At 59.0% G+C, this 14,172-nt stretch carries 19 protein-coding genes; 2 read left to right on the top strand and 17 right to left on the bottom strand.

The genetic code is table 11. The annotated features are described in order from the left end of the window. Nucleotides 1–12: 12 nt before the first annotated feature. Nucleotides 13–483, bottom strand: coding sequence for a 50S ribosomal protein L21 (gene rplU, locus ACYQ0G_RS00315; RefSeq protein WP_460098162.1), 471 nt, complete (start codon nucleotides 481–483; stop codon nucleotides 13–15). Nucleotides 484–673: 190 nt separating this feature from the next. Between rplU and ACYQ0G_RS00310 the strand changes: the two genes are divergently transcribed. Both ACYQ0G_RS00310 and ACYQ0G_RS00305 read left to right on the top strand, forming a co-directional pair. Next, nucleotides 674–1,192 carry a hypothetical protein gene (locus ACYQ0G_RS00310; protein ID WP_460098161.1) on the top strand — a complete coding sequence of 173 codons (519 nt, stop codon included), beginning with the start codon at nucleotides 674–676 and terminating at the stop codon, nucleotides 1,190–1,192. Then, entirely contained in the window at nucleotides 1,189–1,869 is a 681-nt protein-coding gene (locus ACYQ0G_RS00305; protein WP_460098159.1) for a Crp/Fnr family transcriptional regulator, read from the top strand. Before ACYQ0G_RS00310 ends, ACYQ0G_RS00305 begins: the two co-directional genes overlap by 4 nt. A 7-nt stretch (nucleotides 1,870–1,876) precedes the next feature. Here the strand turns inward: ACYQ0G_RS00305 and ACYQ0G_RS00300 are convergent, their stop codons facing one another. The 16 genes from ACYQ0G_RS00300 to coxB form a co-directional block, all read right to left on the bottom strand. After that, entirely contained in the window at nucleotides 1,877–2,302 is a 426-nt protein-coding gene (locus ACYQ0G_RS00300; RefSeq protein WP_460098156.1) for a hypothetical protein, read from the bottom strand. A 76-nt stretch (nucleotides 2,303–2,378) separates the two neighbouring features. Further along, nucleotides 2,379–2,792 (bottom strand): molybdenum cofactor biosynthesis protein MoaE, encoded by a 414-nt coding sequence (locus ACYQ0G_RS00295; protein WP_460100566.1) that lies wholly within the window; start codon nucleotides 2,790–2,792, stop codon nucleotides 2,379–2,381. A gap of 46 nt (nucleotides 2,793–2,838) precedes the next feature. Next, nucleotides 2,839–3,081, bottom strand: a complete 243-nt coding sequence (locus tag ACYQ0G_RS00290; protein ID WP_460098154.1) for a MoaD/ThiS family protein — start codon at nucleotides 3,079–3,081, stop codon at nucleotides 2,839–2,841. Then, nucleotides 3,078–3,383, bottom strand: a complete 306-nt coding sequence (locus ACYQ0G_RS00285; RefSeq protein WP_460098152.1) for a Rossmann fold domain-containing protein — start codon at nucleotides 3,381–3,383, stop codon at nucleotides 3,078–3,080. Before ACYQ0G_RS00285 ends, ACYQ0G_RS00290 begins: the two co-directional genes overlap by 4 nt. Continuing rightward, entirely contained in the window at nucleotides 3,383–3,754 is a 372-nt protein-coding gene (locus tag ACYQ0G_RS00280) for a dihydroneopterin aldolase (protein ID WP_460098150.1), read from the bottom strand. The genes ACYQ0G_RS00285 and ACYQ0G_RS00280 overlap by 1 nt, the downstream gene beginning before the upstream one ends. Before the next feature lie 10 nt (nucleotides 3,755–3,764). Further along, entirely contained in the window at nucleotides 3,765–4,652 is an 888-nt protein-coding gene (locus tag ACYQ0G_RS00275) for a class I SAM-dependent methyltransferase (protein ID WP_460098149.1), read from the bottom strand. After that, nucleotides 4,652–6,043, bottom strand: a complete 1,392-nt coding sequence (gene thrC / locus ACYQ0G_RS00270) for a threonine synthase (protein ID WP_460098147.1) — start codon at nucleotides 6,041–6,043, stop codon at nucleotides 4,652–4,654. The genes ACYQ0G_RS00275 and thrC overlap by 1 nt, the downstream gene beginning before the upstream one ends. 51 nt (nucleotides 6,044–6,094) lie before the next feature. Next, nucleotides 6,095–6,694 (bottom strand): SURF1 family protein, encoded by a 600-nt coding sequence (locus tag ACYQ0G_RS00265; protein ID WP_460098145.1) that lies wholly within the window; start codon nucleotides 6,692–6,694, stop codon nucleotides 6,095–6,097. Nucleotides 6,695–6,764: 70 nt separating this feature from the next. Then, nucleotides 6,765–7,589: a cytochrome c oxidase subunit 3 gene (locus ACYQ0G_RS00260; protein ID WP_460098143.1), complete on the bottom strand. Its 825-nt coding sequence runs from the start codon at nucleotides 7,587–7,589 to the stop codon at nucleotides 6,765–6,767. A gap of 78 nt (nucleotides 7,590–7,667) precedes the next feature. Further along, entirely contained in the window at nucleotides 7,668–8,231 is a 564-nt protein-coding gene (locus ACYQ0G_RS00255) for a cytochrome c oxidase assembly protein (RefSeq protein ID WP_460098142.1), read from the bottom strand. A gap of 7 nt (nucleotides 8,232–8,238) precedes the next feature. Next, a complete protein-coding gene (locus ACYQ0G_RS14020) occupies nucleotides 8,239–8,358 on the bottom strand; it encodes a hypothetical protein (RefSeq protein WP_488199684.1) in 120 nt (39 codons plus the stop codon). After that, a complete protein-coding gene (locus tag ACYQ0G_RS00250; RefSeq protein WP_460098140.1) occupies nucleotides 8,355–9,275 on the bottom strand; it encodes a heme o synthase in 921 nt (306 codons plus the stop codon). Before ACYQ0G_RS00250 ends, ACYQ0G_RS14020 begins: the two co-directional genes overlap by 4 nt. Before the next feature lie 29 nt (nucleotides 9,276–9,304). Continuing rightward, nucleotides 9,305–10,189: a TolB family protein gene (locus ACYQ0G_RS00245; RefSeq protein WP_460098138.1), complete on the bottom strand. Its 885-nt coding sequence runs from the start codon at nucleotides 10,187–10,189 to the stop codon at nucleotides 9,305–9,307. Nucleotides 10,190–10,193: 4 nt separating this feature from the next. Continuing rightward, entirely contained in the window at nucleotides 10,194–11,165 is a 972-nt protein-coding gene (locus ACYQ0G_RS00240) for an alpha/beta fold hydrolase (protein WP_460098136.1), read from the bottom strand. 81 nt (nucleotides 11,166–11,246) lie between these two features. Further along, nucleotides 11,247–12,965, bottom strand: coding sequence for a cytochrome c oxidase subunit I (gene ctaD, locus ACYQ0G_RS00235; RefSeq protein WP_460098135.1), 1,719 nt, complete (start codon nucleotides 12,963–12,965; stop codon nucleotides 11,247–11,249). Nucleotides 12,966–13,006: 41 nt separating this feature from the next. Next, nucleotides 13,007–14,092 carry a cytochrome c oxidase subunit II gene (coxB, locus tag ACYQ0G_RS00230; protein WP_460098133.1) on the bottom strand — a complete coding sequence of 362 codons (1,086 nt, stop codon included), beginning with the start codon at nucleotides 14,090–14,092 and terminating at the stop codon, nucleotides 13,007–13,009. Between the last annotated feature and the right edge of the window lie 80 nt (nucleotides 14,093–14,172).

The following is a 14,172-nucleotide window of genomic DNA, read 5'->3' as shown; positions in this document are numbered from 1 at the left end:
GGTCCGGTATCCTTACTTCTTGGCTTCGGTCTTCTTGGCGTCTGCCTTCTTGGCAGGAGCCTTCTTGGCAGGAGCCTTCTTCGGAGCCGCATCCTTCTTGGGAGCGGCTTTTTTCGCTTCAGCCTTGGGCGTCTCGTCGGCCTTGGCTGCTTCCTTCTTGGGAGCAGCCTTTTTTTCAGCCTTCGAATCGCCGACCGCAGTGATGCGCAGAAGCGTCATCTGCTGACGGTGGCCGTTCTTGCGACGATAGTTGTGACGACGCCGCTTCTTGAAGACGAGAACCTTTTCGCTCTTCGCTTGCGCAATGATCTCTGCCGAGACGACAGTCTTCGCTGCGTCAGCCAGCTTGTCGCCTTCGCCAGCGAGCAGAACGTCGCCCAGCGTGATGGTTTCGCCGGCTTCGCCAGCCAGTTTTTCAACTGCGATCTTGTCTCCGGCGGCAACCCGGTATTGCTTGCCGCCCGTGCGCACTACTGCGAACATGGTACGTGTCTCTCGTTCAAATTGCTGTGCCGCATCCTTGCGAAATTACGGCGCGCCCGTCGACCCACTTGTTAGTGGGCCCGGAAAGAAGCGTGCCGTTAAGCGAAAGGCTGGCCCAAGTCAACGCCGGAGCATCGCCTTTTTTGCCTTTCGCTCTGGCACGCTGCCTGTCGCATGCTATGTGGCGCGCATGCCGCGATATGCAACTGCAGCTCCTTTAGCTATCCTCACTTTAATGCTCGGCGCATGCGCCACCGGCAATGGTGACTACCCCTCACTCGCCGTACGAGATGTCGAGCGAGCCAAGGGCCAGTTCGATACAGGCGAACCAGCACGGATCGACGTTCCCCCAGTCGAGGTAAATCTTACCGGCGGCCTATCTGCGCGACTCCAGTCGCTACTGGTAGCGGCTGACGAGGCACATGGTGACTTTCTTGCAGTCCGTCCGCGTGCCACGCGAACCGTATCCGCTGCGCGCGGCAGCAGCGTCGGCAGCGACAGCTGGGCTGCGGCACAGGTGGTTCTGGCAGAGCTCGATTCGGCACGCAGCCGTGCTGCAATTCCGCTTGGCGAACTCGATACGCTCTACGCCTCAGCAAAAGTGGGGGCAGAAGATGCGACCGCCATCGAAACGATTCGCGCGCGCGTTATCGAGATGGTTGGCGAAGAAGACGCAATTCTGGAAGACTTGCGCGCGCGAATCCGATGAGTCTAGCCTGTGCTACATGTCCAGTGCGCGATCGCGCCGCCTGCGCCGTATTGAGCGAGGATGAGCGAGACGAGCTTGCCAAGGCCGGCCGGATCAGAACCCTTGCCCCTGGCGAGGTTCTATTTGCAGCTGGCACCGGCGAAATGGCCTGCGCCACGCTGAAAAGCGGTGCGCTCAAGATCACCTCCACCAGTGCGGAAGGACGTGAGCGCATTCTGTCGCTAGTGCATCCCAGCGGTTTCGTCGGCGAGATGTTCGGGCCTTATGTTCATCACGACGTCGTTGCGCTGGCCGAAAGCGAGCTTTGCGTATTCGCCGGACCAGCCTTTTCGCAGGCGATCGATCGTTACCCTAGGCTCGGCCAAGCTCTCCTGAGGCGCACTCAGGAAGATCTCTTCGCCAGTCGCGAGCTGCTCGCGCTTACCGGCAATGCATCGGCGGGGGAGCGCGTCGCAGGGATGCTCTTGTCTATGGCCAGGGCAGCAAGCGATTCCCCCTGTCATCCGGCCACCTACTTCGAACTGCCATTATCACGTGGCGAGCTGGCAGACATGCTTGGCCTCACGATTGAGACGGTAAGTCGCATGCTCACCCGATTCGAGCGGGCCGGGGCTATCCGCAAGATCAGGAAGCGCGGGATCGAACTCGTCGACCCCGCGCTTCTCCCTCTCCCCTGAGTATCCCTTAGCGTACGAAGGACGCGATAAGGACCGTCGATACTCCCCAGCAGAAAATAATGACCGGCAGGATCAGCATCTGCACGCTCGCATCGCGCGCCGAAAGGCGTCCGGTCAAGGTGGCGATGCCTTCGCGCCGAAGTCTAGCGAAATTCATTTGCTTCGATTTAGTGGGCGGACCAACCTTGGCCCAGAGCGCCGGAACACCGAAACCTGCGATGATGAACAGGGCGAAGATCGCCATCGGGATGACCAGGCCAGGCGAAGAAAGCCCGCTTGCCATCACCAAGAGAAAGCCGAGATAAAGCGACACGGTCGCAGCGTAGAGGCCCTTTGGCAATTCAAACGACCGGTCCACTTCGTGGCGAGGCCGAGGCTCGGCAACGATGATCGCCTGCTGTTCGACGAGTTCGCGGGTAAAATGCTTGGACATTGCGGGTCTCCTTTGTCGGAGATCCGTATGCGAGTTTGGGTAGTCGGCATCCTTGATCGAGATCAAATGGGCAGGATTATTTCCACCTTTCCCTGTCCTGATGATCGGAAGAACGGGGCTGTATCCAGTGCCAGCCGTCGCTCCGGCGCTCGCGCTTCCAGAACCATGCCGCGGATTTGAGATGATCCATCAGGAAATCGGCGGCTTCGAAAGCATCCCGTCTATGGCGGGCTGCGGCGGCGACCAGCACGATCGATTCCCCGGGGACCATGACCCCGACCCGATGCCACGCCAGAATACCATCGAGGGTAAAACGTTCGAGTGCAGACCGCGCAAGATCTCCCATTCCGGTCTTCGTGAGCGGCTCATAATGTGTGAGCTCCAATGCTCGTACGTCGTTCCCGGGCCGTACCTTCCCCAAAAAGGACGCAATACCGCCCGCCTCCGGATAGGCCGCGTTAAAGGCCGCCGTCGCCTCGCCGACTGACATCCCCTTGGTGAGAACCCTCACATCCAACGGTGTAGAGAGAGTGAGCCTAACCACCGCTCACCGGAGGTAATAGGGCAACTTCATCCCCATCTTCAGCGAAAAGACTCTTCTTGTCGGTCAGCACGCGTCCGTTGCAGGCCACGTTTACCCGGTCTTCCCGTATTTCCTGCGCAATCTCCTCCCCCACCGCTTCTAACAAACCGGCCCAGTCGAGAGGGGCTGCCACCTCAAGCTCCGGGCCGCTCGCAAGGTCGGACAAAGGGCCGAGGAAAATGACCGTTGCGCTCACGCTGCAGCCTCAAGATATTGGCCGGTAACGCCCGCCGCAGAAACAAGATAATCGAACAGCGCGCCGGCGTGGTTAACTTCGCCAGCCACCATATTGATCCTGAGCGGGGTATGCCGCCGCGCCAGCATTGCGACCGCTGCCCTGCGCCATTCGCGATGCGTGTGATCAGCAGGGGTGATAGATATGATCAGGCCCTCCCCTCTGGAAAGTGCTCTTTCAATCGGCTCCGCCCAGTCCCGGTGAAACATTCCCGCTGCCGCAAGCGGATCATCCGGCAGCCCTTCTACCGTGATCCGCTGCATCAGCGACGCTCGCGGTGGAGCGTAATGCCGATTTTCTCGCCTGCCTCGGCAATAGCCAGCTTCACAATTTTCACAGTCACTGCTTCGATGCGCTGGTCCTGAACAAACAGCGTTTCGCAAACATGATCGGCAACGGCTTCGATCAATTTGAAGTGCACCCCAGCGGGCAACGCTTCCGACGCAGCAAACTTCAAATCCATGTAATTCTTAGAATCGTCCAGCGACGTATCCGCATCGTAACGGCGAAGCGGTTTCATCCTCACCTGGATCGTGAAGCGCAACGGCTGAGGCTTACCCGTCTCTTCGGAATAAATGCCGGTCAGGACATCGTGTTCGAAATCGGCAACTTCGAGAATCAGCGAATCGTTCATGATTTGCGTCCTAGCGCGGATTCGACCAACGGGCGAAGATGGCTGTAGGCAGCAAACGCCCGCTATCCTCCTGAACAGCGAGATCGCCATGCTCGATCTTGCCGGGTAACCCGGCGAACACCTCTTCTAACAGACCGCCCAGCGCCAGGCTGCTCATCCGTACAGCGTAAACTGTCAGGAAAAGGAAATTGCTCTCCGCATCCAATAATTGGCGGCAGTCGGAGACAAGATCGGGCAATCCTTGTTCCAGCCGCCATACCTCTCCATCTGGACCACGGCCGAATTTGGGTGGATCGAGAATGATACCGTCGTACCGCCGTCCGCGCCGGACTTCACGCGCGGTGTATTTCATCGCATCTTCAACCAGCCAGCGAACCGGACGGTTGTCCAGCGCTGCAAGCGCCGCGTTCTCGCGGGCTTGGGCAACCGACTTCTTACTGGCATCGACGTGGGTGACGCGGCCGTAGTTGGAGAGAGCTTGCGTGCCGACGCCGGTATATCCGAAAAGGTTCATCGTCTCGGCATCGGTCCGGCCTTCGAGCTGCTCGCCCATCCAGCTCCATACCGGAGCCATGTCGGGGAAGAAACCAAGATGGCGGAAAGGCGTGCACTGAGCCGTAAAGCGGACTTCGTCACCCCAACTCAGTTCCCAGCCAGCCTCGGGAACATCTTGGGCAAAATGCCAACGTCCGCCACCATCCTCATCGCTCCCCGGAACGAATTCGCCGTGTGCATCCCAATGCTCCAACCGGGGCGACCACATCGCCTGTGGTTCGGGGCGGACGAAACGATAGTCGCCATAGGCTTCGAACTTACGGCCATTCCCGCTGTCGAGCAGGCGATAGCTGTCCCAGCCCTCGCCGACCATCAGGACAGGATTTCGCTCGAGGCTGGCCATCAGCTGGCCTTTTCGAGAATGTGATCGCGAACTGCTTCGTACGTTCCGGGCAATTGGACGAAATTTTCCTCTCGCGCGAAAAGGTCGCCGATCCGGGTCGGCAGGCTCGGTCGGATGCCGGTGGCTTGTTCGACAGCATCGGGAAACTTGGCTGGATGAGCGGTGGCCAGCGTAACCACGGGGATCGAACTGTCGAGGTCAGCCTGCTGTGCAGCATGCAAACCGATTGCTGTGTGCGGATCGAGGAGTTCATCGCAATGTTCGCAGGCCCAACGCATAGCCTGCAGCGTGTCATCCTCGTCAGCACGGGCGCTGGAGAACAGCGAAGAGGCGCCTCGGGCCTGCACATCCGTGAGTCTCATCGCCCGTTCCGCATCGAAGCCTTGCATCTGTTTGGCCAAGGCGATGCCATCGCGGCCCCCGACGTCGAACAGAAGGCGCTCGAAATTTGAGCTGACCTGAATGTCCATGCTGGGTGCGGCTGTGGGCGTGACAGTGCCTGCCGAGTAATCGCCTTCACTCAAAGCACGGTGGAGAATGTCGTTCACATTCGTAGCAACGATCAGCCGTTCAATGGGCAGCCCCATCCGGGCGGCGACATGCCCTGCAAAGACATCGCCGAAATTTCCTGTCGGTACACTGAAAGCGACTTTGCGTTCGGGCCCGCCCAGTTGGAGAGACGCGGCAAAGTAGTAAACGACCTGCGCCATCAACCGCGCCCAGTTGATCGAGTTGACGGCACCGATGCGATGTTTCGCAGTCACTTCCCGGTCGGAGAAGATACGCTTCACCATTGCCTGCGCATCGTCGAAGCTGCCGTCGATCGCGATGTTGTGGACATTGGGCGCGCGCACGGTGGTCATCTGCCGGCGCTGCACCTCGCTCACCCTACCCTTGGGATGCAGCATGAATATCTCGACATTGTCGAGCCCAGCCACCGCATCGATGGCAGCACTGCCGGTATCGCCGCTGGTCGCACCGACTATGGTGAGGTTGCCCTCTTCGCGTTTCAGAAACTCCTCGAACAACAGGCCGAGCATCTGGAGCGCCACGTCCTTGAAAGCGAGCGTGGGCCCATGGAAGAGCTCGAGAACCCAATGCTGTTCATTCAGTTGGACAAGCGGCGTCACTCCTTTGTGGGCAAAGCGGCCATAGGCCCGATCGGTCAATTCCCGCAGGCGTTCAGGCGTAAGGCATTCGCCCACGAAGGGCTGCATGACCCTTGCCGCCAATTCGGCATACGGCAGGCCACGCATGGCTCCGATCTCTTCCGATGAAAACCGGGACCATTCTTCGGGCACGTATAAGCCGCCATCACTCGCCAGACCCGTCAAAGTGACATCGGCGAAGTCGAGGCTTGGAGCCTCACCGCGTGTAGAGACATATTTCATTGCGCCATGGCGGTTAGCCGCGCAAAGCAGCCCGGGCAAGCAAGCGGCTCTTTAATCGTCCCTAGCGCGCGTCGTCCTTCCACCGGTACGCCGCCGTAAGGCGAGGGTGTAAATGACGAGTGCGGTCAGCGCGAAAAAGAACCATTGGCCTGCATAGGCTAGGTGGTTGTTGGGAATATCCGCTGGATCCGGACGGGCGAGAGTCTCCAGCCCATCCACCGCAGGCGAGGCGACGAGCCGGGCTTCTGTACCTGCGGGACCCACTATGCCCTCAACTGGTCCACCGTTCCATTGAATGACTTGGGGAGTTGGAGTCCACCCGAACGCAATTTCCGCCTCTCCGCCACCTGCAAGCGCGCAGCGTGCCATTTGGGCAATACCGGTACGTCCTCCTTCATTATGACCAGGGGTCGTGCGTTGCGAGAGGACCTCGGCGCAAGTTACGCTACTTCGACGGTAGAGCGCATCATCGATCTCTTCTGGCGAGCGCGGAAAGGCAACCGGTGCATCCAAGGTCTGTGCCGAAGCGAAACGAGCTAGCATCGCCTCTTTCTCATCCATCCTGGCTAGCTGCCAGAAACCGAGCGCGACCATCACCGCAATTGCAGCGCCGACAATGATGGTTGGCAAGACGGGAATTCTAAAGGTCATGGGTTCCAAACCGAAAGGGGCAGCCACGGCAATACCGGGCTGCCCCATTTTTATCCGTGCGATCCGTAGATCATCCGTGGGTTGCTGCGCCCCAGCCACCCCAGACGTAGACTACGGCGAAGAGGAAGAGCCACACGACGTCGACGAAATGCCAGTACCATGCAGCCGCTTCAAAACCGAAGTGCTGGCGGGGGGTAAAGTGGCCCTTGTAGGTGCGCACCAAACAGACGATCAGGAAGATCGTACCCACCAGAACGTGGAAGCCGTGGAAGCCGGTCGCCATGTAGAAGGCCGAGCTGTAGGTGTTGCCACCGAAGGCGAAGGGCGCGTGAGCATATTCGTAAGCCTGGATGCAGGTGAAGACCGCGCCCAGAATGATGGTGAGCCAAAGACCCTTCTTGAGCCCCTCACGATCACCATGAATCAGCGAATGGTGAGCCCAGGTAACGGTGGTGCCCGAGCACAGCAGGATCAGCGTGTTGAGCAGCGGAAGGCCGAACGGATTGATCACTGCTTCGATGGCAGCAGGCGGGAATTCGCCCCCGATCACATCCGAAAGTTCGGACGGGAAGAGCGAGAAGTCGAACCAGCTCCAGAACCAGCCAACGAAGAACATCACTTCCGAAGCGATGAAAAGGATCATGCCGTAACGCATGTGCAGTTGCACGATCGGCGTGTGGTCGCCGCGCTGCGCTTCCTTCACGATGTTCGAGAACCAGCTGAAGAACGTGGCGATGAGGCCCGCGATTCCGAGACCGAGCACGAGGTGCGCAGAAGGCATTTCGTGCATGTACAGCACCATGCCGCTGGTGAAGATCAGTGCCGAGAAGGAACCGATGAACGGCCAGATATCGGGTTCGAGAATGTGATATTCGTGATTTACGTTACCAGCCATTGTACCTGTGTCCTGGGTTTCGCTTAGCGCAAGGCCCTTAATGCGCGTTTGCCTGCGGGTCTAGGGGGCAGAAGCCCCTTAATCCTTCGCTTCGTGGAAAGTGTAGGAAAGGGTGATCTGCTCAACCCCATCCATGTTGGGATCATCGAGCGCTTTGGGATCGATGAAATAAAGCACGGGCATCCGAACCTCCTGCCCGGGCTGCAGCGTCTGTTCGGTAAAGCAGAAACACTGGATCTTGTTGAAATATGCCCCCGCCTGCTCCGGCTCGACATTGAAGGTGGCCGTGCCAGTGATCGGCCGGTCAGAATTATTCTTGGCAAGATAGATCGCCATATCGCGCTGGCCGATGGTGACAGTATCGGTCACCTGTTCCGGGTGGAAGCTCCAGCCAAGGCCGGGTGCGACATTGCCGTCGAAACGCACCGAAATTTCCTGCCCGCCAGCAGAATTTGCAAAGCGCTCGGCCATCGCTGCATCGCTTTCCGTCGCTCGCTGGGTGGTACCGGCGAAACCGGTAACCTGACAGAATAATTGGTAAAGCGGGACAGCGGCGTAACCCAGACCCAGCATCGCAGCAGCGCCGATCAGCGCGAGCAGCGCAGTTCGATTCTTCCGGGATTCCAGGGTCGCGGTCGTCATTTGGGCCTCACATTCTTACGATGGTGATAGCATAGAACAGCACCGCCATGAACAGCAGGATTCCGCCGAGGACGAGATTGCGGCTCTTCTGGCGGCGGCGATATTCCTTTTCCTCTTCGGGGGTCATCCGAAAACTCCGTAATGTGCAGCTAGGCGGTCAACCACGAGCGCCCCGAATAAAGCGAAGAGATAGAATACGCTGAACGCAAACAGTCGCTTTTCCTGCTTCATGCCATCACCCTCTACTGAGGTGCGAAACGCAACCGGCACGCTCATCAGCAGGAATATCAGCGAAAGTGCGATCGCCGTCACCCCATAGACAGCACCGGTCCCGCCGATGAGCCATGGGGCCGCAGCGATAGGCACCAAGAGCACGCAATAAGCGATAATCTGGCGGCGAGTCGATTTCTCGCCCTTCACTACGGGCATCATCGGAATGCCCACCTTTGCATAATCGCTCTGCACGAAGAGCGCGAGTGCCCAGAAGTGCGGCGGGGTCCAGAAGAAAATGATGGCAAAGAGCAGAACCGGCATCAACGTGATGTCACCCGTCACGGCGATCCAGCCGATCATGGGCGGAAATGCGCCCGCACCGCCACCGATCACGATGTTTTGCGGCGTCCGCGGCTTTAGCCAGATCGTATAAACCACGGCATAGTAAACGATGCTCAGCGCCAGGATTCCTGCGGCGAGCCAGTTCACTCCAAGCCCCATGATCATTACCGAGGCAGCGGATAGCAGAATGCCGAAATCCCGCGCGTCAGTACGGTTCATACGGCCGGACGGAAGCGGTCGCTTCGAGGTGCGCTTCATGCCCGCGTCGATATCGGCTTCCCACCACTGGTTCAGCGCCGCCGCGCCGCCCGCACCGATGGCGATGCAGAAGATGGCAGTAAATCCGATGACGGGATGGATCGAGCCCGGTGCAGCCAGCAGCCCGCAAAGGCCGGTGAAGATCACCAGAGTCATCACACGCGGCTTGGTCAGCGCGAAGAAATCGCGCCAGTCCGCTGGGAGCTGGGAAGGTGAGACGGCGTCGGTCATGGGAATCTCGTGAAGCCGCCTATAGGCTGTTACGATGCGCTGTCCAATCCGTCTCGTGACATTCGCAAGATCACCATGCTTGCCGTCGCAGGATCAGGGCATCGGCTGGAGAAGCTGAAATCGCCGCCGGGCAGGAATGCGAGCCCGATCGTATAGCTGCCGCAGCCTATCGCCAAGGGGACAGGCTTACTCCAAGCGCCATTGATCAGGTCCGACCGCCAGACGCCGAAATCCTCACTATCTGGGCCATAAAGGCCGCGACTGAACACCAGCGTTCTGCCATCTTCGGAAAGTGTAGGGTCAAATTCGCTGAGCGGTCCGTTGATAGCACTCCCGAGTACACGTGGGCCATCCTCGCTTTTGGGATCGCCATGGAAGAGATCATGCCTTCCAGCTCCTCCCCAGCCGTCGGAAGCGAAAAGTAGTGTGCCGTCGGCCAGCGGCCAGGGAGCCCACTCATGCCCTGCGCTGTTAATCGACGCACCAAGGTTGCGAGGATCTGAAAATTCGAAGGCATTTATCCGATCGGACACATAGATATCGGTGCCTCCCAAACCACCGGGACGGTCCGAATGGAAATAAAGCTTACCGCCGTCAGGCGAAAATGCCGGATCGAAATCTTCTCCCGGTCCATTGATCGCCAAAGGCGCAGGCCGCGACCATGTCCCGTCTGCCATGCGATGTCGTTCCCACAGATCGAGTTCACCGCGCCCGCTACGGCCCACTGATCCCCAAACCTGTTGGCGGCCATCCGGAGTTTCCGCCAACTTGATTTCGTCGGCTTCCCTAGTACTGATCAGGCCTGGCGCAACGATCTGCGCGACTTTGCGATCGTTGTCCGCGGTCGGTTGGGTGGTTGCGCATGAGGCGAGCAGCGGTGCAATCGCCGGGATGTAGAAACGGAAACAGCGCAAGAGTTCAGACCCTTTTGAGCCACTCGAATAGAAGTCGATTGACCTTTTCGGGACTTTCCTGCTGCGTCCAATGCCCCACTCCGTCCAGAATATGGCCTTCGACTTGCGGCGCGTTCTTGCGCATCAAGGCAACTGGATCGCTGACGGCGCCGAACAGGAACGTGGCCGGATCCTGTGTACCGCCGATAAACAACGCCGGCTGCTCGATCCGCTTACCTTTCCATCCCTGCAGCCATTCGTAATCTTCCGGGTGGTTTCGATAGCGATTGAGCGGCCCCCGAAAACCAGAATTGCGGAACTCGTTTTCGTAATAGTCCAAGTCCGCTTTACTGAGCCATGGCATGGGCTCGGGATCGGGCAGGCCCTCAAGGAAAGTTGCCCCGTAAGGCTTGGTGAAATATTCGCCAGGAGGAACATCGCCGCTGATGGAATACATCATCCGCTCAACCCAGTCGCGGGGATCCTTTTCGGCCTCGGCTTCTGCAACACCCGGTTCCTGAAAATATTCTTGGTAGAAGAACTTGCCCTGCGAGGTGAAGTGCTCGCGGAAAACTTCGGTGAAGGGGCGGCTCGGAACACCAGCAAACGGCACCGCCATACCGGCAACGGCGCGGAAATGTTCGGGATGGGTGAGCGCCGTATTCCAGACAATCGGCGCGCCCCAGTCATGGCCGACGAGGATCGCCGGTTTATCTGGCTGTAGGGCCACCTTTAGGCCGACCAGATCGCCGACTATTTTCTCTAGCGCATAGGCCTGGATTGCATCCGGCTTGTCCGAACCGCCATATCCGCGGACGTCTATGGCGCATGCGGTGAAGCCAGACTCGGCCAGAGGCGCGAGCTGGTGACGCCAGCTGTACCAGCTCTCCGGAAAACCATGAACGAGAATGACGAGATCTCCGGTGCCATCGGAGGGTTCTTCGATCGCACAGCGCAGCGTCACTTCGCCCACATCGATCATTCGCATTTCGGGCATGGTTGCTCCTCTATCGGCCAATAGAAAACGGCCGGCCCCTAATGGGACCGGCCGCTCTGTCTTGTCCAGTCTCGGGAGCGATCAGCCGTGTGCAGGCTTCGGGTCTCCGATGTGGTTATGATAATCGTGATGCTCTTCGATCACCGGCAGTTCGCTGAACTGATGGAACGGCGGCGGGCTGGAGAGTGTCCATTCCAGCGTCGTTGCGCCTTCACCCCAATAGTTCGGAGCCGCCTTCTTACCAGCCACGAAGGCATAGATGATGTTGGCGAAGAAGAGGAGCATCGAAGCGGCCATGATTTCATAACCGATCGAGCTGATCTCGTTCCAATATGCATACGCCTCGGCATAGTCGGGATAGCGACGCGGCATGCCCTGCCATCCCAGGAAGTGCTGCGGGAAGAAGATCACGTTCACGCCGACGAAGAAGCCCCAGAAGTGCAGATGCGCCAGCAATTCTGAGTGCATGCGACCGCTCATCTTGGGGAACCAGTAGTAGAACCCGGCAAAGAGCGAGAACACGGCGCCCATCGAAAGCACGTAGTGGAAGTGAGCAACGACGAAGTAGGTGTCGTGTACCACATCGTCCACGCCCCCATTGGCGAGATAGACGCCGGTCACACCGCCCACGGTGAAGAGGAAGATGAAGCCAAGCGCCCAAACCATGGGAGATTTGAACTCGATCGAGCCGCCCCACATCGTGGCAATCCAGCTGAAGATCTTCACACCGGTCGGAACCGCGATGACCATGGTAGCCGCGGTGAAGTACATCTTCGTATTCACGTCGAGGCCCACGGTGTACATGTGGTGCGCCCAGACGATGAAGCCGACCACGCCGATCGCGACCATGGCATAGGCCATGCCGAGGTAGCCGAAGACCGGCTTGCGGCTGAAGGTCGCCACGATCTGGCTGATCATGCCGAAACCGGGCAGGATCATGATGTAAACTTCGGGATGGCCGAAGAACCAGAACAGGTGCTGGTAGAGGATCGGATCGCCGCCGCCTGCCGGGTCGAAGAAGGTCGTCCCGAAGTTACGATCGGTGATCAGCATGGTGATTGCAGCAGCCAGCACCGGCAGCGCCAGCAGCAGCAGGAAGGCAGTAACCAGCACCGACCATACGAACAGCGGCATCTTGTGCAGGGTCATGCCCGGCGCACGCATGTTGAAGATGGTGGTGATGAAGTTGGTCGCACCCAGGATCGAACCGGCACCGGCGAGGTGCAGTGCGAAAATCGCGAAGTCGACTGCCGGACCCGAGGATCCGGAGGTTGAGAGCGGAGCGTAGACGGTCCAACCCGTACCTGCGCCCGGCCCAGTGCCGCCCGGCACGAAGAGCGAGAACATCAGCGAGAAGAAGCCCGCAACGGTCAGCCAGAAAGAGATGTTGTTCATGCGCGGGAACGCCATGTCAGGCGCACCGATCATGAGTGGCACGAACCAGTTGCCGAAGCCACCGATCATTGCCGGCATGACCATGAAGAAGACCATGATCAGGCCGTGGGCTGTGATGAACACATTCCACATGTGGAGCGACGTGTCGAAGTCGGCGTTTCCACCCATGAACTCGGCCCAGAACTGGAGGTACTGGATGCCCGGTTCGTGCAATTCTGCGCGCATGATGCCCGAGATCGCACCACCGACGATACCCGCGATGATCGCGAAGATCAGGTAGAGCGTACCGATGTCCTTGTGGTTGGTGGACATGAACCAACGCGCGAAGAAGCCGGGCTTGTGGTCGGCATGATCGTCGTGCGCGTGGTCGGCGTGGGCCTGGAAGTTATCGGCGGTGGTAGCCATCGGTCGGTCTCTCGGCTTCGGATATTAGAAAAAGCTTACTATTAGGCTTCGGTCGGTGCAACCGGTGCTGCACCTGCCCCGGGCGCACCGGGTTCACTGCTTTCCGGCTCTTGCAACGGAGCGGCTGAAGGATTGGCTTCTACACCTTCTTCCTCCGCCCCTGCAATCGTGCCGCCCTGCGCCAGGACCCAGGCATTATACTGGTCCATCGGGAGTGCTTCCACCGCGATGGGCATGTAACCATGGCGTGCGCCACACAGTTCGGAACACTGGCCATAATATACACCCGGCTCATCGACCTGGAAGATCTTTTCATTCAAGCGGCCGGGCACTGCGTCCATCTTGAACCAGAGACTCGGCACGGCGAACGAATGGATCACATCGGCGCCGGTTACCTGCAGCCGGATAGGCACGCCTGCGGGAACGACCATGCGGTTGTCGACTGCCAGCTGGTGCGGCTCGCCCCGTGCGTCCGCCTCATCGGCGTCGAGCATGTTCGAGACGATTTCGAAATCGCCGTTGTCGGGATAGGCATAACCCCAATACCACTGATAACCGATCGCCTTGATGGTGATGGCATCCTTGGGCGGTGTTTCGTACTGCTTGGCAATCAGCGTGATCGAAGGGATCGCGATGCCGAGCAGGATGAGCGCCGGCACCACCGTCCACACAACTTCTACCAGCGTGTTGTGGCTCGTCTTCGAAGGCACCGGATTCGCTTTGCGGCGGAAACGAATGACGACGTAGAGCATGAGTGCAAGAACGAAGGCGCAGATGAGCACCATGACCCAGATCAGGCCCGAGTGAAGTGCGTAAGCGAACTCACCGGTCTCGGAATACTGGGTCTGAATATTAATGCCCTTATCAACCGGCATGCCCTTGCCTGCCGTGGGCTTCATCGGAGTATAGGCACCGCTTCCGGCAGCTACCATATCGGAATCGGCCACATCCGCGGCTTCGGCAGGATCGACTGCCTCAAGCGCTGCAGACGGTGTTTCATTCGGAACCGGGCCAACGAGGTCGCCTTGCTCCAGAGTCGTCTGTGCCAGCGCAACTTGTGCACCAAGCAGCAGTGAAACGGCCATCGCCAGGCTGGCTACGATCCGGTGAAATCCGAGAGTTTTCATTACGTTGGAACTCTTTCGTGTCGTGTCGTCTGTCGGTATGCGACGCTTTGCGAACTCCGCATGCACGCGGCAATCCGCCC

Source organism: Qipengyuania triglochinis (assembly GCF_054655615.1).
The sequence above is the reverse complement of the archived record's forward strand: the minus strand, read 5'-3'. Positions and strand labels throughout refer to the sequence as shown.

Excerpts from the sequence above, each read along its gene's own strand:
- ACYQ0G_RS00305 (WP_460098159.1), top strand. The coding sequence starts at position 1,189 with ATGAGTCTAGCCTGTGCTACATGTCCAGTGCGCGATCGCGCCGCCTGC.
- rplU (WP_460098162.1), bottom strand. The coding sequence starts at position 483 with ATGTTCGCAGTAGTGCGCACGGGCGGCAAGCAATACCGGGTTGCCGCC.
- ACYQ0G_RS00260 (WP_460098143.1), bottom strand. The coding sequence starts at position 7,589 with ATGGCTGGTAACGTAAATCACGAATATCACATTCTCGAACCCGATATC.
- ACYQ0G_RS00285 (WP_460098152.1), bottom strand. The coding sequence starts at position 3,383 with ATGCAGCGGATCACGGTAGAAGGGCTGCCGGATGATCCGCTTGCGGCA.
- ACYQ0G_RS00255 (WP_460098142.1), bottom strand. The coding sequence starts at position 8,231 with ATGACGACCGCGACCCTGGAATCCCGGAAGAATCGAACTGCGCTGCTC.
- coxB (WP_460098133.1), bottom strand. The coding sequence starts at position 14,092 with ATGAAAACTCTCGGATTTCACCGGATCGTAGCCAGCCTGGCGATGGCC.
- ACYQ0G_RS00265 (WP_460098145.1), bottom strand. The coding sequence starts at position 6,694 with ATGACCTTTAGAATTCCCGTCTTGCCAACCATCATTGTCGGCGCTGCA.
- ACYQ0G_RS00280 (WP_460098150.1), bottom strand. The coding sequence starts at position 3,754 with ATGAACGATTCGCTGATTCTCGAAGTTGCCGATTTCGAACACGATGTC.
- ACYQ0G_RS00295 (WP_460100566.1), bottom strand. The coding sequence starts at position 2,792 with ATGTCAGTCGGCGAGGCGACGGCGGCCTTTAACGCGGCCTATCCGGAG.
- ACYQ0G_RS14020 (WP_488199684.1), bottom strand. The coding sequence starts at position 8,358 with ATGACCCCCGAAGAGGAAAAGGAATATCGCCGCCGCCAGAAGAGCCGC.
- ACYQ0G_RS00310 (WP_460098161.1), top strand. The coding sequence starts at position 674 with ATGCCGCGATATGCAACTGCAGCTCCTTTAGCTATCCTCACTTTAATG.
- thrC (WP_460098147.1), bottom strand. The coding sequence starts at position 6,043 with ATGAAATATGTCTCTACACGCGGTGAGGCTCCAAGCCTCGACTTCGCC.
- ACYQ0G_RS00250 (WP_460098140.1), bottom strand. The coding sequence starts at position 9,275 with ATGACCGACGCCGTCTCACCTTCCCAGCTCCCAGCGGACTGGCGCGAT.
- ACYQ0G_RS00300 (WP_460098156.1), bottom strand. The coding sequence starts at position 2,302 with ATGTCCAAGCATTTTACCCGCGAACTCGTCGAACAGCAGGCGATCATC.
- ACYQ0G_RS00275 (WP_460098149.1), bottom strand. The coding sequence starts at position 4,652 with ATGGCCAGCCTCGAGCGAAATCCTGTCCTGATGGTCGGCGAGGGCTGG.
- ctaD (WP_460098135.1), bottom strand. The coding sequence starts at position 12,965 with ATGGCTACCACCGCCGATAACTTCCAGGCCCACGCCGACCACGCGCAC.
- ACYQ0G_RS00240 (WP_460098136.1), bottom strand. The coding sequence starts at position 11,165 with ATGCCCGAAATGCGAATGATCGATGTGGGCGAAGTGACGCTGCGCTGT.